General features: G+C 70.5%; 20 protein-coding genes and 2 pseudogenes. 8 read left to right on the top strand and 14 right to left on the bottom strand.

The window, feature by feature from the left end; all coding sequences use genetic code 11:
• Position 1 precedes the first annotated feature (1 nt).
• The 5 genes from N8I84_RS23175 to hemL all read right to left on the bottom strand — a co-directional run bounded on the left by N8I84_RS23175 (position 2) and on the right by hemL (position 5,078).
• On the bottom strand, positions 2–772 hold the full coding sequence (locus N8I84_RS23175; protein ID WP_263231310.1) for a cytochrome c biogenesis CcdA family protein: 771 nt from the start codon (positions 770–772) through the stop codon (positions 2–4).
• A 1-nt stretch (position 773) separates the two neighbouring features.
• Positions 774–1,409, bottom strand: a complete 636-nt coding sequence (locus N8I84_RS23170; RefSeq protein WP_263231309.1) for a TlpA family protein disulfide reductase — start codon at positions 1,407–1,409, stop codon at positions 774–776.
• Positions 1,410–1,475: 66 nt separating this feature from the next.
• Positions 1,476–2,807, bottom strand: coding sequence for a polysaccharide deacetylase family protein (locus N8I84_RS23165; RefSeq protein WP_263231307.1), 1,332 nt, complete (start codon positions 2,805–2,807; stop codon positions 1,476–1,478).
• Positions 2,808–3,072: 265 nt separating this feature from the next.
• Positions 3,073–3,762 carry a histidine phosphatase family protein gene (locus tag N8I84_RS23160; protein ID WP_200418706.1) on the bottom strand — a complete coding sequence of 230 codons (690 nt, stop codon included), beginning with the start codon at positions 3,760–3,762 and terminating at the stop codon, positions 3,073–3,075.
• Positions 3,759–5,078 (bottom strand): glutamate-1-semialdehyde 2,1-aminomutase, encoded by a 1,320-nt coding sequence (gene hemL, locus N8I84_RS23155; RefSeq protein WP_263231306.1) that lies wholly within the window; start codon positions 5,076–5,078, stop codon positions 3,759–3,761. The genes N8I84_RS23160 and hemL overlap by 4 nt, the downstream gene beginning before the upstream one ends.
• A 139-nt stretch (positions 5,079–5,217) precedes the next feature.
• On the opposite strand from hemL, the gene N8I84_RS23150 reads away from it, so the two are divergent.
• Positions 5,218–5,898 (top strand): hypothetical protein, encoded by a 681-nt coding sequence (locus N8I84_RS23150; RefSeq protein WP_200418704.1) that lies wholly within the window; start codon positions 5,218–5,220, stop codon positions 5,896–5,898.
• 66 nt (positions 5,899–5,964) lie between these two features.
• Here N8I84_RS23150 and N8I84_RS43405 read toward each other — a convergent pair.
• Positions 5,965–6,174: pseudogene (locus tag N8I84_RS43405) on the bottom strand (site-specific integrase); the annotation flags it as partial.
• Between the two features lie 25 nt (positions 6,175–6,199).
• On the opposite strand from N8I84_RS43405, the pseudogene N8I84_RS23140 reads away from it, so the two are divergent.
• Both N8I84_RS23140 and N8I84_RS23135 read left to right on the top strand, forming a co-directional pair.
• Positions 6,200–6,550: pseudogene (locus N8I84_RS23140) on the top strand (MBL fold metallo-hydrolase); the annotation flags it as partial.
• A 5-nt stretch (positions 6,551–6,555) separates the two neighbouring features.
• Positions 6,556–6,978 (top strand): nuclear transport factor 2 family protein, encoded by a 423-nt coding sequence (locus tag N8I84_RS23135; protein ID WP_263231305.1) that lies wholly within the window; start codon positions 6,556–6,558, stop codon positions 6,976–6,978.
• A 190-nt stretch (positions 6,979–7,168) separates the two neighbouring features.
• Here N8I84_RS23135 and N8I84_RS23130 read toward each other — a convergent pair whose 3' ends face one another.
• Both N8I84_RS23130 and N8I84_RS23125 read right to left on the bottom strand, forming a co-directional pair.
• On the bottom strand, positions 7,169–7,531 hold the full coding sequence (locus N8I84_RS23130) for a DUF952 domain-containing protein (RefSeq protein ID WP_263231304.1): 363 nt from the start codon (positions 7,529–7,531) through the stop codon (positions 7,169–7,171).
• A 127-nt stretch (positions 7,532–7,658) separates the two neighbouring features.
• Entirely contained in the window at positions 7,659–8,150 is a 492-nt protein-coding gene (locus N8I84_RS23125; protein WP_263231303.1) for a DUF4369 domain-containing protein, read from the bottom strand.
• A gap of 419 nt (positions 8,151–8,569) precedes the next feature.
• On the opposite strand from N8I84_RS23125, the gene N8I84_RS23120 reads away from it, so the two are divergent.
• Complete coding sequence (locus N8I84_RS23120; protein WP_263231302.1) at positions 8,570–10,525, top strand: APC family permease; 1,956 nt, start codon at positions 8,570–8,572, stop codon at positions 10,523–10,525.
• 11 nt (positions 10,526–10,536) lie between these two features.
• Here the strand turns inward: N8I84_RS23120 and N8I84_RS23115 are convergent, their stop codons facing one another.
• From N8I84_RS23115 to N8I84_RS23100, 4 genes are all read right to left on the bottom strand, one after another.
• A complete protein-coding gene (locus N8I84_RS23115; RefSeq protein ID WP_263234864.1) occupies positions 10,537–12,054 on the bottom strand; it encodes a HAMP domain-containing sensor histidine kinase in 1,518 nt (505 codons plus the stop codon).
• Positions 12,055–12,102: 48 nt separating this feature from the next.
• Entirely contained in the window at positions 12,103–12,813 is a 711-nt protein-coding gene (locus N8I84_RS23110) for a response regulator transcription factor (protein ID WP_263231301.1), read from the bottom strand.
• Between the two features lie 504 nt (positions 12,814–13,317).
• Positions 13,318–14,127 carry an FMN reductase gene (locus N8I84_RS23105; RefSeq protein WP_263231300.1) on the bottom strand — a complete coding sequence of 270 codons (810 nt, stop codon included), beginning with the start codon at positions 14,125–14,127 and terminating at the stop codon, positions 13,318–13,320.
• On the bottom strand, positions 14,124–15,245 hold the full coding sequence (locus tag N8I84_RS23100) for an LLM class flavin-dependent oxidoreductase (RefSeq protein WP_263231299.1): 1,122 nt from the start codon (positions 15,243–15,245) through the stop codon (positions 14,124–14,126). The genes N8I84_RS23105 and N8I84_RS23100 overlap by 4 nt, the downstream gene beginning before the upstream one ends.
• A 106-nt stretch (positions 15,246–15,351) precedes the next feature.
• On the opposite strand from N8I84_RS23100, the gene N8I84_RS23095 reads away from it, so the two are divergent.
• Positions 15,352–16,155, top strand: coding sequence for a helix-turn-helix domain-containing protein (locus N8I84_RS23095; protein ID WP_263231297.1), 804 nt, complete (start codon positions 15,352–15,354; stop codon positions 16,153–16,155).
• Here the strand turns inward: N8I84_RS23095 and N8I84_RS23090 are convergent.
• Entirely contained in the window at positions 16,152–16,607 is a 456-nt protein-coding gene (locus tag N8I84_RS23090; RefSeq protein WP_263231296.1) for a hypothetical protein, read from the bottom strand. The genes N8I84_RS23095 and N8I84_RS23090 overlap by 4 nt on opposite strands.
• Positions 16,608–16,972: 365 nt before the next feature.
• Between N8I84_RS23090 and N8I84_RS23085 the strand changes: the two genes are divergently transcribed.
• From N8I84_RS23085 to N8I84_RS23075, 3 genes are all read left to right on the top strand, one after another.
• Positions 16,973–17,308 (top strand): YnfA family protein, encoded by a 336-nt coding sequence (locus N8I84_RS23085; RefSeq protein WP_263231295.1) that lies wholly within the window; start codon positions 16,973–16,975, stop codon positions 17,306–17,308.
• A gap of 110 nt (positions 17,309–17,418) precedes the next feature.
• Positions 17,419–18,195: an SDR family NAD(P)-dependent oxidoreductase gene (locus N8I84_RS23080; RefSeq protein WP_263231293.1), complete on the top strand. Its 777-nt coding sequence runs from the start codon at positions 17,419–17,421 to the stop codon at positions 18,193–18,195.
• Entirely contained in the window at positions 18,195–18,365 is a 171-nt protein-coding gene (locus N8I84_RS23075; protein WP_263231292.1) for a hypothetical protein, read from the top strand. Before N8I84_RS23080 ends, N8I84_RS23075 begins: the two co-directional genes overlap by 1 nt.
• Positions 18,366–18,386: 21 nt before the next feature.
• On the opposite strand, the gene N8I84_RS23070 is transcribed toward N8I84_RS23075, so the two are convergent.
• Positions 18,387–19,580, bottom strand: coding sequence for an RtcB family protein (locus N8I84_RS23070; protein ID WP_263231291.1), 1,194 nt, complete (start codon positions 19,578–19,580; stop codon positions 18,387–18,389).
• Positions 19,581–19,731 lie beyond the last annotated feature (151 nt).

The raw sequence follows: 19,731 nt of genomic DNA, 5'->3' as shown, positions 1-19,731 counted from the left end.
ATCAGACCCCCACCGTGAAGCCGTCGGACCAGCTCTGCATCTGCTGCACGATGCCGTCCCAGGCGCCGGTGACCAGCAGCAGCCCGGTCGCGATCATCATGCCGCCGCCGATGCGCATCACCCACTGGTAGTGCCGCTTGATCCAGCCGAACGCGCCGAGCGCCTTGCGGAAGGCGACGGCGGCGAGCACGAAGGGCACACCGAGGCCGAGGCAGTAGGCGACGGTGAGGAGGGCGCCGCGGCCTGCGCTGCCCTGGTCGGAGGAGAGCATCAGCACCGAGGACAGGGTCGGGCCGATGCACGGGGTCCAGCCGATGCCGAACAGTGCGCCCAGCACGGGCGCGCTGACCAGACCCGCCACGGGCCGCTTGTGGAAGCGGAACTCCCGCTGGGTGAACCAGGGCATCGCCCCCATGAAGAACAGACCCATGAGGATCATGAAGACGCCCAGCACCTTGGACAGAACGTCCTTGTGTTCCTGGAGCGTCGAGCCGAAGAACCCGAACAGCGCCCCGCTGGAGACGAACACGGCGGTGAAGCCGAGCACGAACAGGGAGGCGCCCGCGACCATCCGCCCGCGCCGGGCCTCGGCCAGGTCGGTGCCGGTGACCCCGGTCACATACGACAGATAGCCGGGCACCAGCGGCAGGACGCACGGGGAGAAGAAGGAGACGAGACCGCCGAGCAGGGCGACGGGGAGGGCGACCAGCAGGGCGCCGTTGAGCACCGTGCCGTTGTAGCCCTCGGCAGCGAGCGTGGAGACGGACGTCACGTCACTTCTCCGCGACGACCGGGTCGAGCATCTCGCGCAGCTTGTCCTCGGTGAGGGCCTGCAGTGTGCGCGCGGCGATCTTCCCGTCCCGGTCGATGATCAGCGTGGACGGGATCGCCTGCGGGTTGAGCGTGCCCTTCTTGAAGCGGAGCATCAGCTTGCCGGTCGGGTCGTACAGGCTGGGGTACGTGACCCCGTACTGCTGCTCGAAGGCTTGGGCCGGACCGGTGCTGGTGTCGCGGGTGTTGATGCCGACGAACTGGACGCCCTTGCTCGCCGTCTCCTTGGCGACCTTGACGAAGTTGGGCGCCTCGGCGCGGCAGGGCGGGCACCAGGAGCCCCAGACGTTGATGACGACGACCTTGCCCTTGTAGTCGGCGACGTCGAGCTTCTTGCCGTCGACGGTGGTGCCGGACAGGTCGGGGGCGTCGGCCCGCTCGCTCTTCTCGACGGTCGCGATGCCGTCCTTGCCGGTGATGAAGTTGGTGTTGCCCGAACCCCCCGAGGTGCCGCCGGATCCGCAGGCGGACAGGACGAGCGCCGCGACGGCGGCCCCGGCGGTGGCCAGGACGGCGCGTCGGCGGCTGCGGCTACTGGTGCGGTTCAGGCGCTGGGGGGCGCGACAGGCGGCACTCATGTGAAAAGTTTCGCATGTCCGTTCCGGGGATCTTGCGCACCCCCCTTGTGGGCGGAAACCCGCATTTCAGGCGGGGTTCGAGGGACTGCCCGAAGTGGTGCCCGAAGTGGTGCTCGACGTCTTCTTGCCGGCGCCGGAGGTTTCGGAGAGGAACGCCTTCCAGCCGCCGGCCGGCGCCTGCCCGACCCCGAGCGTGCGCAGCTTGGCCACGACCTCGGGCCGCTGCACGTCGATCCAGTCCGTGAACTGCCGGAAGGAGACGATGCGGACGTCGGCGCCCTTCTCCTTCTCCCGAGCGATGTGCTTGAACGCCTCTTCGACGGCGTCCATGTAGATGCCGCCGTTCCAGTGCTCGAAGTGGTTGCCTATGAAGAAGGGCGCCCGGTTTGTCTCATACGCCCGCTTGAATCCGGCTATGTAGGCCTGTGCTGCCTGCTGGCGCCAGCCCGGGTAGTTGTACGCGGGCGCCTTGGTCGAGTTCTTCGACTGGTTGGCCATGATGTTGTAGTCCATGGACAGCACCTGGAAGCTGTGCCCCGGGAACGGGATCGCCTGGAGCGGGTAGTCCCAGAGCCCGTGCCGCTTCGTCGGCCACACCTGGTTGCCGCCGGGCGAGGAGGCGTCGTAGCGCCAGCCCAGTTCGCGGGCGGTGGGCAGCAGGTTGTCCTGGCCGAGCAGGCAGGGCGTACGGCCGCCGACCAGCTCCTTGTCGTAGTCGAAGGGCAGGGGCGGCATGTCGTGCCAGCCGGTGTTGGTCTTCCACTCCTTGACGAAGGCCTTGGCCTGCTCGATCTCGCTGTGCCACTGCTTGGGCGTCCACCACTTGACCGAGCCGTGAGCTTCGCCACAGAAGTGGCCGTTGAAGTGGGTGCCTATCTCGTGGCCTTCGAGCCAGGCCCGGCGGACGTTGGTCAGCGTGGCCTTGACGTGGTCGTCGCTGAGGTAGCCGATGTCGGAGGCGCCCGGCGCGTTGTTCGGCGGCAGGTACTTGCGCTTCTTCGACTCCGGCAGCAGGTAGAGCCCGGAGAGGAAGAACGTCATGTGCGCGCCGTGCTCCTTGGCGAGGTCGAGGAAGCGCGGGAAGAGGCCGTTGCCGACCTCGCCGGCGCCGTCCCAGGAGAAGACCACGAACTGCGGAGGAGTCTGGCCCGGCTCCAGCGGCACCGGCTTGTCCGGCTGATTCGGCTGCTTGCCGGTGTCGGCGGTGGAGCCGTCACCCAGCGGACGGGCGGTGGCCGTGGGGCTGTTGCTGGGACCGCCGGAACCGTCGGATCCCCCCTTGTCGGAACCGTGGGCAGGACTGGCGCCGTCGTGCTGGGTACCGCACGCGGCGAGTCCCATGGCCGCCGCCGCACCCGCGCCGAGTCCTATCAGTCCCCGTCGGCTGATGTCCCGCATTCCGTCCCCATCTCATAGCGCCCTCTCAGTGGTCGCACAGTGAGAGGGCGCGATGGAGAGGCAGGTTCCGCTGAAACCGCATACCTGTAGCGGATTTTACGAAGATACTGCCTGATACCAGGACTGGATACGTCTTGCGACGAAGCGTACGCCGAGCCGTCATCCGTAGGGCGTGGAACGTTTCCCCTCTTCCGTCGTCGGGCCCTGTGTTCCGCCGTCAGACCCTGTGCCCCACAGGCCCACAGGCCCACAGGCCCTCAGGCCCTCAGGCCCCGAACGCCTTGCTGTTCCCGGGAGCGGACTTCCCCTTCGCCGGCTTGGCGCCCGCGCGCAGATGCGGCGGCACCAGGTCGCGGGCCGGCTCGGTGTAGCCCACCGACACGATCTTGTCACCCTGGTACGTGAACGTGGTGAGGGAGGCGAGCGTGCACTGCCGCTTGCGCGGGTCGTGCCACAGCCGCCGCCGCTCCACGAAGCTGCGCACGATCCAGATCGGCAGCTGGTGGCTCACGCACACGGCCTCGTGCCCGCGCGCGGCGTCCTTGGCGGCGTTCAGCGCCGCCATCATCCGGACGACCTGCTCCACGTACGGCTCGCCCCAGGACGGCTTGAACGGGTTGACCAGGTGCTTCCAGTTCTCGGGCCGCCTGAGCGCCCCGTCCCCGACACCGAAGGTCTTCCCCTGGAACACGTTGTCGGCCTCGATGAGCCGCTCGTCGGTGGCCAGATCGAGACCGTGCGCCTTGGCGATCGGGGTGGCCGTCTCCTGCGCCCGCTCCAGCGGGGAGGAGACGACGTGGGTGATGTCCCGCGAGGCCAGGTGCTCGGCGACCCGCTCGGCCATCTGCCGGCCGAGCTCGGAGAGGTGGTAGCCGGGCAGTCTCCCGTAGAGGATTCCGTCCGGGTTGGCGACCTCGCCGTGCCGCATCAGGTGGACGACTGTGATGTCGCTCATGCCGCGGTTGCCTCCGCTGCTGCCCGGGCCGCCGCCGGAAGGGCGTCGGCGATCCGCTGGATGGCCCGCTCGTCGTGCGCGGTGGAGACGAACCAGGACTCGAACGAGGAGGGCGGCAGGTAGACGCCCTGGGAGAGGAGGGAGTGGAAGAAGGCGGTGAACCGGAAGGACTCCTGCGCCTTGGCGTCCTCGTAGTTGCGCACCGGCCGGTCGGTGAAGAACACGGAGAACATGTTGGAGGCGTTCTGCAGCTGGTGCGCCACGCCCTCCTTGCTCAGCGCCTCCGTGACGAGCGTACGGATCTCGGCCGAGACGGCGTCGACCTTGTCGTACGCGGCGTCGTCGAGCAGCCTCAACTGCGCGAGGCCGGCGGCGGTGGCCACCGGGTTCCCGGAGAGGGTGCCGGCCTGGTAGACGGGCCCGGCCGGTGCGAGGTGCGCCATGACGTCCTTGCGGCCACCGAACGCGGCGGCGGGGAAACCGCCGCCCATGACCTTGCCGAAGGTCATCAGGTCGGGCTCCACCCCGTCGATGCCGTACCAGCCGGCCCTGCTGGTGCGGAACCCGGTCATGACCTCGTCGGAGACGTAGAGGGCGCCGCTGTCCCGGCACAGGTCCCTGAGCCCCTGGTTGAACCCGGGCAGGGGCGGGACGACGCCCATGTTCCCCGGGGAAGCCTCGGTGATCACGCAGGCGATCTCGCCGGGGTGCGCGGCGAAGGCGGCGCGGACGGCCTCGAGGTCGTTGTAGGGCAGGACGATCGTGTCGCCGGCCTGGGCGCCGGTGACACCGGGGGTGTCGGGCAGCGCGAAGGTGGCCACACCACTGCCCGCGGCGGCCAGCAGCGAATCGACGTGCCCGTGGTAACAACCGGCGAACTTGATCACCTTGGACCGCTGGGTGAACCCGCGGGCGAGCCGGATGGCGGACATGGTGGCCTCGGTGCCGCTGGAGACCAGCCGGACCTGCTCGACGGGCGCGACCCGGGCGACGATCTCCTCGGCGAGAGCGACCTCGCCCTCACCGGGCGTACCGAAGGAGGTACCGCGGGCGACGGCATCCTGGACCGCGGCGATCACGTCCGGGTGGGAGTGCCCGAGGATCATCGGCCCCCAGGAACACACGAGATCGACATATTCGCGTCCATCGGCGTCCGTCAGATACGGACCATTACCGGACACCATGAACCGGGGCGTACCGCCCACGGCGCGGAAGGCGCGCACCGGAGAGTTCACGCCGCCGGGCGTGACGACCGCCGCGCGCTCGAAAAGAGTCTGCGAAACTGGGGCTTCGTACGGATAGCTCACACTAGCCATGGTGTCAGAGGCCTCGAGGATCCCGCGGACAGGTGGTTGAACGCACGTTTCGGCGGGCGGCCGCGGGGGAGGTCACTGACACGATGATCGGGTTGCGCGGCGGGGGCCACGCGTCCTAGAAAAGCAGTCGGGTGGAGATATGCATCGCGGTGGCGGACTGGGCGAAGGGACCGATGACCTCGGTCCTCGGCGTGCCCGGCGGGGAAGGCACCGGCGCGACGCGGAGGAAACGAGCGAGACACGTCAGACGCAGGGTTCACAGGGTGGTCCTGTCGGTCCCGGCGGTCCTGAGCGAATCGACCGACTGACGCGTATGGATGGCATGGACCATGTGAACCGTAGGCGGGATCGGCTCGGGGCAGGAAGCGGGAATGGTGGTCGGGTGGGGGTGACGTACAAGTACTTCGGCGCGCCGGACGGCGCCACGGCAGCCCGTGTCCCGATCTCGATGCGTCCCGAGGAGCTCGGCGGTGACGAGCTCGGCATGGGCGGCATGTTCACCAAGATCAAGCCGGAGACGATGGCGGCGATGGTGCTCACGGGCATCGAGGGCGTCCCGCTGCACAAGGTCCCACCGCTGGAACTGGTGGTCCTGCACCCCGACTACGCGGTCGTCAAACTCCCCATGACGGTCGTGGACCCACTGCGCGGCATCGGCGAGGAACAGGTCGGCGCGGCGGCCTTCATCTGGTCGACGGTGCCGGACCGGGGCGGCCCGCGGGACGCGTTCAACGTGTACCAGTTGCTGCACGAGTGGCAGGACTTCTCGCATCGGCTGCATGAGGCGGGGCATCAGCCGTATTGCCTGGTGTGGCCCTGACCTCGGCTTTCGTGTGTTCGGGCGGGGCTTTCGGGTCCCGCCCTCGTCATGTGCCGGGAGGGACCGTCAGGCGGCCAGGGCACAGTGAGGGCACATGGGTCTCTCTGAGGGCACTGATGTGCCCTGAGCTTCTTCTGCCGGGTTCGGTGAAGGCGTCGTCGATCGCCTTGCGGTGCGGGTCTCGCCGGCCGGCAGCAGGTGCGTGAACGTCCGCAGCGTGAAGCCCGGGTCTGCGTGACCGAGGTACTCGGAGAGCGCCTTGATGCTCTCCCGTGCAGTCGGTCTGCTGCGCGCTCCGCCCCTGTGGCAGGCCGAGCAGAAGGCGATCCTCGGTGGCGTCCTGCTGTTCCAGAAGGAGCACGTCTGGGTCGCCGACACGCCCACCCCGGGCGACCGTGCCGCCTGGATCGGCCTGCTGGACGAGATGGCCGCCCTCGAGCCGGAACTGGTCGTGCCCGGCCACCGGCTGCCCGGCACCCCCGCCGACGCCACCGCCATCACCGACACCCGCGACTACCTCCTCGCCTTCGAGGAGGAGCTCGGCAAGGCCGCCGACGGCGCCGCGCTGACCGAAGCACTGGTCAAGCGGTACCCGGACAACGGCATGCTGATCGGCGCGAAGGTCGCCAAGGGCGAGATGAAGTGGGGCTGAGCACCATGACGCACGACAGCACCGACTTCGCGACCTCCACCGCCCCGGCCGATGTCGTAAGGCGCCAGTACCTGGCCTCGGCGGCCGGTGACCTCAAGGCCCTGCGCGCCACGCTCGCCCCGGACGTGGAGTGGACGGAGATGGCCGGCTTCCCGCTCGCCGGCACCCACCGCACCCCCGAGGGCGTCACGTCGAACGTGATGGAGAAGCTCGGCCAGTACTGGGACGGATGGACCGCCCACGACGACACCTACGTCGTGGACGGTGAGAACGTCGTCGTGCTGGCCCGCTACACCGCCACCAACAAGGCCACCGGCAAACCGATCGACGTCCGCGTCGCCCACCACTTCGTGGTCCGCGGCGGCCTGATCGTCCGCTTCGAGCAGTTCGTCGACACCGCGCTGGTCCGCGACGCGATGACCGACTGACCTCCCGCGCCACCGCCGCGCGCCGCGGCGCCCACCCGCCGCGGCGCGCGGCCCGGTACCCCTGAGGACCGGGGAGATGTCCGGAGGAGGTCACGCGTCGGCGGCGATGCGGAGGGCTTGACCGTGTGGCCGGGCCCTCGGCCCCGGTCCCTGGGCCGAGGCCGGCGGCAGGAGTTGATCGACGCGTGGGTCAGTGCGCGTCCTTCAGCCCGGCCGCCCGGCCCTCCTGGTCCCACTCGACCTCCAGGATCCGCGTGACGGCGTCGCGGTCGACCGGGCCGAACACATGGGGGAACAGGGTGCCCTCGGCCACGCCCGGCGGCGGCGCGGGGACCGCCCGCTCCCACTCGCACCGCGCGGTGAGCCGGCTCTCGTCGAGGAGCAGCGCCAGCAGCGGCCTCGGCGCGCCCCGGTAGAACGCGTTGACGACGGCCAGCGTCGTCTCCTCGTCGGGAGAGCAGTGGACGAAGCCTTCCTCGGCGAGGGAAGCGGGGGCGTACGGACGGTCGGGAGCAGCGTTCCAGTCGGCGAGCGGTACGACGTGATAGATCATGGCCCGATTCAACTACGGGTGCGCCCGGCCTCCCCGCGCCCGAGGGGACGGACACGGTCCCCGCGCCCTGGGGCAGGCACGTGGAAGCGGGGGCGCCCCGGTCCGGGACGCCCCCGCGTTCACGGCGTCACTTCACGGTGATGGTCACCGTCGGCGACATCGTCTTCGCGTGGACCACGCGAAGCTTCTCCTTGCCCATCCCGGTCAGCTTGGGGGTGACCACGGCATAGGTGTAGCTGCTGCCCCGCTTGACCGTGACGGTCTTCACGGTGGTCCACTTCCTGCCGTCGTAGCGCTGGAGGTCGAGCCTGTCGCCCGCCTTCAGGCCCTTGATCTGACCCGTGAGCGTCACCGACTGGCCGGACTTCACTTCGGTCCTGTTGGCGCGGATGGTGATCGAGGCCGCGGTCACGGCCGGCTTGAGGTTGGGCTGGTCCGGCTTCGTCACCAGGCGGTCCGGCAACTTCGCCGACGTGCTGTGCGCCGGGTCGGGCGCGACCGGGTTGGGTGCGACCGGGCCGACGGCGAACGCGGTGGCCGCCGCGGACGCCAGCAGCGCAGCAGAGAGGGCACCGGCGGCAAGCGCACGGGCGGAGCGGGTGCGAAGTGAGGATTTCACGTTTGTCTCCTGTGCTTCGACAGATCCCCCACTGACGGACTCCCCCAGCGCGCGCACTCTTGAGGCTTCCATGTAACCGATCCGGCGGCGACCCGGATGTCACCGCATTGCACTAACGCCGACGCCCCCAAACCGGTTACCACTCGTAATCAGAGCAGGTGGATCGGGTCACCTCGGCGAGCTAATTCTTACCTTGTTCCGGTTCGCGTCCCTGCCACCGACCCACGCCGACCCACGCCGACCCACGCCGACCCACGCCGACCCGCCGACCCGCGCCGCCCTGCTCCCGCCGCCGTGCGCAGGCCCCCGCCCCTCCCTCTGCCTACGCTGGTAGCGCGGCATCCTCTATGGCCACGTATGGGATGGATGTGCCGTAGGTGGCCGGGCCGTTCGTAGAGCCGTAGGGCAGGAGCACGCCGATGGCCGCCACGGAGCACGCTCGTCCGAGCCGGTTGCGGGCGTGGATGCTGCAGGGGCTGTCCGACATGGGGAGGGCGGAGGTCCCGCAGGGTCCGCACGCCCAGCCCGAGCCCCCGCACAAGGGCCGGCGCTGGTGGCGGGTCATGTGCCTGACCGGCGTCGACTACTTCTCCACCCTCGGCTACCAGCCCGGTATCGCCGCCCTCGCCGCCGGACTGCTCTCCCCCGTCGCCACCGTCGTCCTCGTCGCCGTCACCCTGGCCGGCGCCCTGCCCGTCTACCGCCGCGTCGCCGAGGAGAGCCCGCACGGCGAAGGCTCCATCGCCATGCTGGAACGCCTGCTCTCCTTCTGGCAGGGCAAGCTGTTCGTCCTCACCCTGCTCGGCTTCGCCGCCACCGACTTCCTGATCACCATCACCCTCTCCGCCGCCGACGCCTCCACCCACCTGATCCAGAACCCCCACCTCACCAGCGCCCTGCACGGCCACCAGATGCTGGTCACCCTGCTTCTGATCGCCCTGCTCGGTGCCGTCTTCCTCAAGGGCTTCCTGGAGGCCATCGGCGTCGCGGTCGTCCTGGTCGGCGTGTACCTGGCGCTGAACGCCGTCGTCGTGGTGGTGGGCCTGTGGCACGTCCTGACCGCCGAGCACGTGGTGACCGACTGGGCCGGCGCCCTGACCGTCCAGCACGGCAACGTGTTCGTCATGGTCGGACTGGCCCTGATCGTCTTCCCGAAGCTGGCGCTCGGCCTGTCCGGCTTCGAGACCGGCGTCGCCGTCATGCCCCACGTCCAGGGCGACCCCGGCGACACCGAGGACAGGCCCGCCGGCCGGATCCGCGACACCAAGAAGCTGCTGACCACGGCCGCGGTCATCATGAGCGTCTTCCTGATCACCACCAGCTTCATCACGACGCTGCTGATCCCGGCACCCGAATTCAAACCGGGCGGCCCCGCCAACGGGCGCGCGCTGGCCTACCTCGCGCACGAGTACCTGGGAAGCGGCTTCGGCTCGGTGTACGACATCGCCACGATCGCGATCCTGTGGTTCGCGGGCGCCTCCGCCATGGCCGGGCTGCTCAACCTGATGCCCCGCTACCTGCCCCGCTACGGCATGGCCCCGCACTGGGCCCGTGCGGTGCGCCCCATGGTCATCGTCTTCATCCTGATCGCCTTCCTGGTCACCTGGATCTTCAAGGCCAACGTCGACGCCCAGGGCGGCGCCTACGCCACCGGCGTCCTGGTGCTGATCAGCTCCGCCGCGATCGCGGTGACCATCGCCACGTACAAGGCCCGCCAGCACCGTCTGGTGGTCCTCTTCACGGTGATCTCCGCGGTGTTCCTGTACACGACGGTCATGAACGTCATCGAGCGGCCCGACGGTGTGAAGATCGGCGCCTGCTTCATCGCCGGGATCATCCTCGTCTCCCTGATGTCCCGGCTGGCCCGCTCCTTCGAGCTGCGCGTGACCAGCGTGACGCTCGACGACATGGCGGAACGCTTCGTCAGGGACATCGCCAGCCGCCGTATCCGTTTCATCGCCAACGAGCCCGACAACCGGGACTTCGACGAGTACCGGGGGAAGATCGAGCAGATCCGCAACGACAACGACCTCCCGCTCCAGGAGGACTTCGTCTTCGTGGAGGTGACCGTCGGCGACCCCTCGGAGTTCGAGTCGAGCATGGCGGTCCGCGGCGAGGTCATGCACGGCCGCTACCGGGTGCTCACCCTGGAGTCGTCCTCGATCCCCAACGCCCTCGCGGCCCTGCTGCTGCACGTCCGGGAGAGCACCGGCTGCATCCCGCACATCTACTTCGAGTGGACCGAGGGCAATCCGTTCGCCAACTTCCTGCGCTTCTTCCTCTTCGGCCAGGGCGAGGTGGCCCCGGTCACCCGGGAGGTCCTGCGGGAAGCGGAGCCGAACCGCGCGCGCCGGCCACGCGTGCACGTCGGGTGAAGGTGCGCCGGTCAGTCGCCCCCGGCCCTGGCTCCCCCGCCCACCGTGAACCCGATGACCGCCCCGCCCCCCTCACGCCGGTACGCGAACGACGCACCCCCGTGCGAGGTGGCGACCTCCCGCACGATCGACAACCCCAGCCCCGACCCCGGCAGACTCCGCGCGTCCGCGGCCCGGTAGAACCGGTCGAAGATCCGTATGAGATCCGCCTCCTCGATCCCGGGCCCCCGGTCCAGCACCTCCACCCGTACGATCCCCAGCGGCGCCCCGCTCTCCGGCTCGTCCGAGTCCTCCAGCTGGAGCGGATGCTCGGGACCCGTCACGACGATCTCGACCGGCGCCTTGGCGTCCCGGTCGAACTTCGCGGCGTTCTCCAGCAGATTCGACACCGCCCGCTGCAAAGCGGTGGTACGGCCGTCGACCGTCGTGTCACCACTGGCCCGGACGACGATCTCACGCCCCGTACGCCGCCGGGCGATCGTCGCCGCGTCCTCCGCGACGTCGGCCAGCGTCAGCCGTTGCACCGGTTCGGTGTCCGACTGCCCGGCCGCCAGCGCGACCAGCTCGTTCACCAGGTCGGTCAGCTCGCGGGACTCCTCCGCGAGGTCGGCGACCAGCTCCTCGCGGGCGGCGGGCGGCAGCTCGTCTATCCGGCGCAGCAGGGAGATGTTCGTCCGCAGCGAGGTGAGCGGCGTGCGCAGCTCGTGACCCGCGTCCTGCACCAGGCGCCGCTGGTCCTCCTCCGACTGGGCGAGGCGCCCGAGCATGCGGTCGAAGGAGCGGCCGAGACGGCCCACCTCGTCGTTCCCGGTGACCGGCACCTGGATGCCGAGCCGCCGGGTGCGCGCCACGTCCTCGGCGGCCCCGGCCAGGACGACCAGCCGCCGGGTGATCCGCCGGGCCAGCCACCAGCCGAACAGGCCGGCCGCGATCACGACCGCTCCCATCAGCAGGGCCGTGCGCTGCTGGAGGCTGCGCAGCAGGTCCTCGGTGGAGCTGAGCTCCTGGGCGACCTGCACCCCGCCCCGGCCGTGGCCGAGCGCCACGGTCGCGACCCGGTAGACGTCGCCGCCGACGTCGACGTTCTTGTGCTCCAGCAGCTTGGCGGCCTTGGCACTGGCGGCGATGCTGCGGTCGTCGGCGCCCACGGGCAGCGGCGGGTTGGAGTGGTCGACGACCGCGCCGCCGGGGCCGAGCACCTGCACGACCGTGCGGGCGGGCCGGATGATGTCGTCGCGCGGGGTGTCGTGGTCCTTGTCGGAGATGGCGAAGTCGTCCGGCATCAGCTGCTTCTGGCTGACCTGGTCCCGCAGGTCGGCGACGACCTGGGTGAACACGGTCTGCTGGTCCACGCGCACCAGGCGGGCGGCGGCGTCGTAGCTCAGGAAGCCGACGAGGACGGTGACGCCGGCGGCGACGGCCGCGAACGACACCGTGAAGGTCGTCCGCAGCGAGGACACCTTGCGCAGCCGGGCCCGCAGCCGCAGCCGGCCGCGCAGCCCGGGCGGCAGCCGATGCCACAGGCGCATCCAGAACCCGACGCCCATGTCGGCGCCGGAACGGCGTGGTGGAGGCACCTAGTCCTCCCTCAGTACGTACCCCACGCCGCGAACCGTGTGGATGAGCGCCGGTGCGCCCGGCTCGTCGAGCTTGCGCCGCAGATAGCCCACGTAGACGGCGAGGTTCTTGGATCCGGGGCCGAAGTCGTAACCCCAGATGCGGTCGTAGATCGTGGCGTGGTCCAGCACGATGCCCGCGTTGCGGGCGAGCAGTTCCAGCAGGTCGAACTCGGTGCGGGTGAGTTCCAGCTCGCGCTCGCCGCGCCACGCCCGGCGCGCCTGCACGTCCATGCGCAGCCCGGCGACGGACACCTGGCCGGTGGGGGTCCTGTCCTCTTCCTTGGGGGCCTCGAAGGGGCCGCCGTTGGTGCGGCGCAGCAGGGCGCGGAGCCGGGCGAAGACCTCCTCGACGTCGAACGGTTTGACGACGTAGTCGTCGGCGCCCGCGTCCAGGCCGGCGATGCGGTCGGCCGTCTCGACCAGTGCGGTGAGCATCAGGATGGGCGTGCGGTCGCCCTCGGCACGCAGTACGCGGCACACCTGGAGGCCGTCGATGCCGGGCATCATCACATCGAGGACGAGCACGTCGGGGCGGCTGCGGTGGGCCTGGGCGAGGGCTTCCACCCCGTCGGCCACGGCAGTCACCTGGTAACCCTCCAGCGTCAGCGCGCGTTCCAGGGCATGGCGGATGGCGCGGTCGTCCTCGGCGAGCAGCACTGTCTGGGTCACGCCCCCAGTCTGCCAAGGTCACGGCGGTGCACCAGCGGGTGGTGGAGCGAGGAAGGGGCTTCTTACCCGCCTCTCACCGCCTCGGCTGCGGTGACTTACCTGGTCGGGCCACTGTGTCGGCTGAGTCACTTCACCGCGTGACCCTCCGGGGAGGGGACGCGGAGAGCCATCGAGGCGGGCCGCGGCGCGTGGCTGCGTGCGTCGGCCGGCGGGACCCGCCGCCCGACAGCGCGTGCCGAGCCACCGGCCCCGCCGAACCCCCGAGCCCCCGGCCCGCCATCCCAGGGCGAGCCGGGTGAGGGGTCCGCCGGCCGGTCCCGGATCCTCCCCCCGGTCCGGAGACCGGCCGACGCGGAAGGGTGGGCCGGCACAGCACGACGGCGGCGGCCCACCCACACCCACGGCTTCATCAAAGCGAGCGGCCCCAGGGCCTCTCGTCCGGATCACGCCGGGCTCGCGGGGCCTGGCACGCTCCCTGATCCGGCCTGATCCAAACGAAAGGCCCTAGCCGCGCAGGGCGGCCAGCTGCTGCTCGAACGGGACCACCCGGAAGCCGTGCGAGACGGTCGTGCCACGGTCGTCCCCGGCGGACGCACCGCCGCCGTCCGCCACCCCGGCCGCGCTCTTCGCTCCCGAGGGCTGCGGCACGGCACCGGCAGGCTCCGGCACGGCACCGGCAGGCTCCGCCACGGACCCGGCGGGCTCGGCCACGGACCCGGCGGGCTCGGCAAGGGCCCCGCGCGGCTCGGGTGCGGAAGGGGCGGGGACCGTCACCGCCCCGTCCGGCTCCCCGCGGAGGGACCCCGCCCCCATCAGCCCGGCCAGCTCCCCCGCCGCCCGTTCGATCCGTTCCGGCAGGCCCTCCGCGCCCCAGTCCTCCGACGCCGCGTAGACGCCCGTCGGGGCGACCACCGCGCGCAGGTAGGAGAAGAGCGGACGCAGCGCGTGGTCCAGGACCAGGGAGTGACGGGCCGAGCCGCCGGTGGCGGCGACCAGGACCGGCTTGCCCACCAGCGCGTCCTTGTCCAGCACGTCGAAGAACGACTTGAACAGCCCGCTGTACGACGCCGAGAACACCGGTGTGACGACGATCAGCCCGTCCGCCTCCGTAACGGCCTCGAGCGCGGCGGCCAGCGCCCGGCCCGGAAAGCCGTTCGTGAAGTTGTGCGCGATCTCCACGGCGAGGTCCCGCAACTCCACGACCCGCACCGACACCGGCGCCCTGTGCTCCACCGTGGCGGCCAGCCGGTCCGCGAGCAGTCGCGTCGACGACGGCACGCTCAGCCCGGCCGAGACGACGACCAGCTTTTTCATACGGCACTCACCCCTTCCGCGGCGGTCTCCTTCGCGCTCTCCCCGGCCTCCTTGGCGGCCAGCAGCGACGCGTGCGTCGGTGCGTCCGGCACCCCGGCCGGCCGGTCCTTCGCGAACTCCTTCCGCAGCACCGGCACGACCTCCTCGCCGAGCATGTCGAGCTGCTCCAGCACGGTCTTCAGCGGCAGTCCCGCGTGATCCATCAGGAACAGCTGCCGCTGGTAGTCCCCGGCGTACTCGCGGAAGCCCAGCGTCCGCTCGATCACCTGCTGCGGCGACCCGACGGTCAGCGGGGTCTGCTCGGTGAAGTCCTCCAGGGACGGCCCGTGCCCGTACACCGGCGCGTTGTCGAAGTACGGCCGGAACTCGCGCACCGCGTCCTGGGAGTTCTTCCGCATGAACACCTGCCCGCCCAGGCCGACGATCGCCTGCTCGGGGGTGCCGTGCCCGTAGTGGGCGAAGCGCTCCCGATAGAACTCGACCATGCGCCTGGTGTGGTCGGCCGGCCAGAAGATGTTGTTGTGGAAGAAGCCGTCGCCGTAGAAGGCCGCCTGCTCGGCGATCTCCGGGGAGCGGATGGAGCCGTGCCAGACGAACGGCGGCACGCCGTCCAGCGGGCGGGGCGTGGACGTGAAGCCCTGCAGCGGCGTGCGGAACTTGCCCTCCCAGTTCACCACGTCCTCGCGCCACAGCCGGCGCAGCAGGGCGTAGTTCTCGATGGCGAGGTTGATGCCCTCCCGGATGTCCTGCCCGAACCACGGATACACCGGGCCGGTGTTGCCGCGCCCCATCATCAGGTCGACCCGGCCGTCCGCGAGGTGCTGCAGCATCGCGTAGTCCTCGGCGATCTTCACCGGGTCGTTGGTGGTGATGAGGGTGGTGGACGTGGAGAGGACCAGCTTCTCGGTGCGCGCGGCTATGTAGCCGAGCATCGTGGTCGGGGACGACGGCACGAACGGCGGGTTGTGGTGCTCGCCCATCGCGAAGACGTCCAGGCCGACCTCTTCCGCCTTCAGCGCGATGGCGACCATGGCCTTGATCCGCTCGCGCTCGGTCGGCGTCCGGCCCGTGGTCGGGTCCGGCGTGACATCACCGACGCTGAAGATCCCGAACTGCATGATCGCTCACACCCTCCAAGTTGTTTACGATTCAACTATACCCGCAAACGGTTCCGCCCTTCCCGCTATTCCGCCCCTGTCAGTGCCCGCTCGTACGATCCCGGACATGGCCGCCCCACGCCGTGACACCCGAGGAATCGTCGACGCAGCGGAGCTCTTCTCGCACGTGGACTTCCGCCGCCGCGAACCGGCCGCACCCCTGCGGCCGTACCTGGAGCACTACTGGCTGATCGACTGGGACCTGACCCGGCCGTACGCCTCACACGTGGTCCCGCACCCGTCCGTGAACATCGTCTTCCAGCAGTACGAGGACCGGGAGCCCTTCGCCGAGATCGCCGGCATCGGCCTGGAGCTCTTCACCCAGAAACTGGAGGGAAAGGGCCGGGTCTGCGGCATCCAGTTCCGCCCGGGCGGCTTCCGCCCGTTCTTCCCGGACCGGTCGGTGTCGGAGTGGACGGGCAAGCGGCTCCGGCTCCCGGAAGCCGACGCGCACGCCGTCCTCGCCCCCGACGACGAGGACGCCCGCGTGGCCGCCCTGGACACCTTCCTCCTCGGCCTCGCCCCCCGCCCCGACCCCCGGGCCGACCTCGCCATGGCCCTGGTCGACCGCATCCGCACGGACCGCACCATCCGCCGCGTCACCGACTTCGCCCGGTCCGAGGGCATGTCCGTACGGGTCATGCAGCGCCTGTTCGCCGCATACGTGGGCGTGGGCCCCAAGTGGGTCGTCCTGCGCTACCGCATCCACGAGGCCCTGGAACGCGCGGAGACCGAGAGGGCGGTGGACTGGGCGGGCCTGGCGGCCGACCTGGGCTACGCGGACCAGGCCCACCTGGTGAGGGACTTCACGGCGACGGTGGGGGTGCCCCCCACCGCCTACGTTCGGCACAGCCCCCATGAGGACCCCTAGAAGGCGTACTCGTCCCCCGTCTCCAGCGCGAGCACCTGCTGCCGGTCGCCGACGGGGTCACGGTCGGCGGCGTCGCCGTTGTGCAGGGTCTCGACCGCCAGCCGCACCTCGGTCGGCGCCCCCGCAAGACCCACCCGCAGCCGGATCTCCCGGCCCGCCCCGCCCGCCGCGAGCGGTCCCGTTCCGCACACCACCGTGTTCGGGTCGGCCGCCGCACAGCCCTTCGGCAGCTGCTGCGGACCGCCCAGGGCGCGCGAGAAGCGCAGCCGTACGGTCGCCCCGGCGACGGCGGCCCACCCGTCGTTGCGCGGGGTCAGCCGTACGTCGACCCGGCCACCGGTCAGGGTCACATACCCGTGAGAGGCGATGGCGACCTTGGGCACCGCCACGGCGGGCACCGCGGCACCCACCGCCAGGGCCGCGCCCAGCACACCTGCGATCCGCTTCCGCATACGTCACTTCCTCCGCGTCGGTCCCCGGGCGATCACCGCATGTATGCCACGCGGACGACGGGACAGGCGCCGCCGGGCAGGTGAGGTGTGCGAGCGGTCGTGCGTCGGCCTTCGACGTACGACGGGCGAGCGTCCCGGCGGTGGCGCGCCGACGAGCAGGACGACGGCGACGACCGCGCCCCCGTCGGCGGTGCGCGCGGCGCGGCGGCCAGGACGTGGCGGGCCGGGGCTCCCCGGCGGCCGATCCGTGCCGCGCGCCCGCGCATTGCGGAGCGGATGGCAGCAGGTACGGCGCTCATGCGGCGGCTCCCCCGTCGGCCGCCGCCCCCGCGGGCGTCGGGTCGTCCTCGTGCGAGGGTGGCCGCATGCTGATCCTCCGCTCCGCCGCCCTGTTCCTCCTCGCCGCGCTGTTCGAGATCGGCGGCGCCTGGCTGGTCTGGCAGGGCGTGCGCGAACACCGCGGATGGCTGTGGGTCGGCGCGGGCGTCATGGCTCTCGGTATCTACGGCTTCGTCGCCACATTCCAGCCGGATGCCCACTTCGGCCGCGTCCTGGCGGCGTACGGCGGTGTCTTCGTGGCCGGTTCACTGGCCTGGGGCGTGGTGGCGGACGGCTACCGCCCCGACCGCTGGGATGTGACCGGGGCGCTGATCTGCCTCGCCGGAATGGCCGTGATCATGTGGGCACCGCGGGGCCGCTGACCACCCTTCGGGCACCACGCCGGGCGTGTGCCCCCGCCACCTATCCTGGGCGGAGGCCGCTCACGCCCGCGTGAACGAGCAACTGCCGAACGACCGTCGAGGAGTCGCCCATGACCGCCGCAGCACCCGCCGCCGCCTCCCGTATCGCCGTCGTCACGGGCGCGAGCAGCGGAATCGGCGCCGCGACGGCCCGGCAACTCGCCGAAGCGGGCTACCGCGTGGTCCTCACCGCTCGCCGCAAGGACCGTATCGAGGCGCTCGCGGAGGAACTCACGGGCGCCGGCCACTCGGCGACGGCGTACGCGCTCGACGTCACCGACCGCGCGGCGGTCGACGAGTTCGCCACCGCCTTCAAGACGATCGGCGTCCTCGTGAACAACGCGGGCGGCGCGCTCGGCGCCGACCCGGTCGCGACCGGCGACCCCGAGGACTGGCGCCGGATGTACGAGACGAACGTCCTCGGCACCCTCAACGTCACCCAGGCCCTGCTCCCCGCCCTGACCGCGAGCGGCGACGGCACGGTGGTCGTCGTCTCCTCCACCGCCGGCCACGCCACGTACGAGGGCGGCGCGGGCTACGTCGCCGCCAAGCACGCCGAGCACGTCCTCGCCGAGACCCTGCGCCTGGAGATCGTCGGCACCCCGGTCCGCGTGATCGAGATCGCCCCCGGCATGGTGAAGACGGACGAGTTCGCGCTGACCCGCTTCGGCGGCGACCAGGACAAGGCGGCGAAGGTCTACGAGGGCGTCGCCGAGCCCCTGACGGCGGACGACGTCGCCGACACGATCACCTGGGCGGTCACCCGTCCCAGCCACGTCAACGTCGACCTCCTGGTGGTCCGCCCCCGCGCCCAGGCCTCGAACACCAAGGTCCACAGGGACCGTTGATGGCCGCCCCGACCCCACCGGCCGACGACGCGGACCGCACAGCCGAACAGCAACGCCTCTCCCTGGAGAAGAAGCGCGAACGCTACGTCTGGTACTACCTGGCGTACTTCCTCTTCGGCATCCACATCGTGGCGTTCGTGATGATCTACGCCGTGCGGCACGGGAAGTGAAACCTGCGGGAGCCTCCTACATCAACCCTTCACGCAGACGACCTGCTTCAGCTTGGCCACGACCTGGACCAGGTCGGTCTGCTGCTCGATGACCTTCTCGATCGGCTTGTACGCGCCCGGGATCTCGTCCACGACGCCGGAGTCCTTGCGGCACTCGACGCCCCGCGTCTGGTCCTCCAGGTCCTTGGTCGTGAAGCGGCGCTTCGCCGCATTGCGGCTCATGCGCCGACCGGCGCCGTGCGACGCCGAGTTGAAGGACTGCTCGTTGCCGAGACCCTTCACGATGTACGACCCCGTACCCATCGAGCCTGGAATGATCCCGTACTCGCCGTCGCCGGCACGGATCGCACCCTTCCGGGTCACAAGCAGGTCCATGCCCCCGTACCGCTCCTCCGCCACGTAGTTGTGGTGGCAGGAGATCTCCGGCTCGAACGTCGGCTTCGCCTTCTTGAACTCCTTGCGGATCACGTCCTTCAGGAGAGCCATCATGATCGTGCGGTTGTACTTGGCGTATTCCTGCGCCCAGTACAGGTCGTTGCGGTACGCCGCCATCTGCGGGGTGTCCGCGACGAAGACGGCGAGGTCACGGTCGACCAGGCCCTGGTTGTGCGGCAGCCTCTGGGCCACGCCGATGTGGTGCTCGGCGAGTTCCTTGCCGATGTTGCGGGAGCCGGAGTGGAGCATCAGCCAGACGGAACCGGCCGTATCAATGCACATCTCGACAAAGTGGTTGCCGGATCCAAGCGTCCCCATCTGCTTCTCGGCCCGCTCCTGACGGAATCTGACCGTTTCGGCGACCCCATCGAACCGCCCCCAGAACTCCCCCCACCCCGAGGTGGCGAACCCGTGCAGTCGCCCCGGGTCGACGGGATCGGCGTGCATCCCCCGCCCCACCGGGATCGCCTGCTCGATCTTCGAGCGCAGTCGTGACAGATCCCCCGGCAGGTCGTTCGCCGTCAGTGACGTCTTCACGGCGGACATCCCGCACCCGATGTCGACCCCGACCGCAGCCGGACACACCGCGTCCCGCATCGCGATCACCGAACCGACCGTCGCCCCCTTGCCGTAGTGGACGTCCGGCATGACCGCCAGGCCCTTGATCCACGGCAGGGTCGCCACGTTCCGCAGCTGCTGCATCGCGGCGTCCTCGACCGTCGCCGGGTCCGCCCACATGCGGATCGGGACCTTCGCCCCCGGCACCTCTACGTACGACATAGCGTCCTCAATCCCCCGGAATCACAACAGAAGTCTGTAAGCGCAAAACCTGCGCCAAGGTCGACGTAAGGGACAACGGACCGGCGTCCACGGCAGTGCGTGCGATACACATTGTCTCCAGGGGGCCGCCCCGTGCGGCAACCGAATAACC

Origin of the sequence: Streptomyces cynarae (assembly GCF_025642135.1) — a bacterium.
Classification (GTDB): domain Bacteria; phylum Actinomycetota; class Actinomycetes; order Streptomycetales; family Streptomycetaceae; genus Streptomyces; species Streptomyces cynarae.
This window is presented reverse-complemented; position numbering and strand designations above follow the sequence as displayed.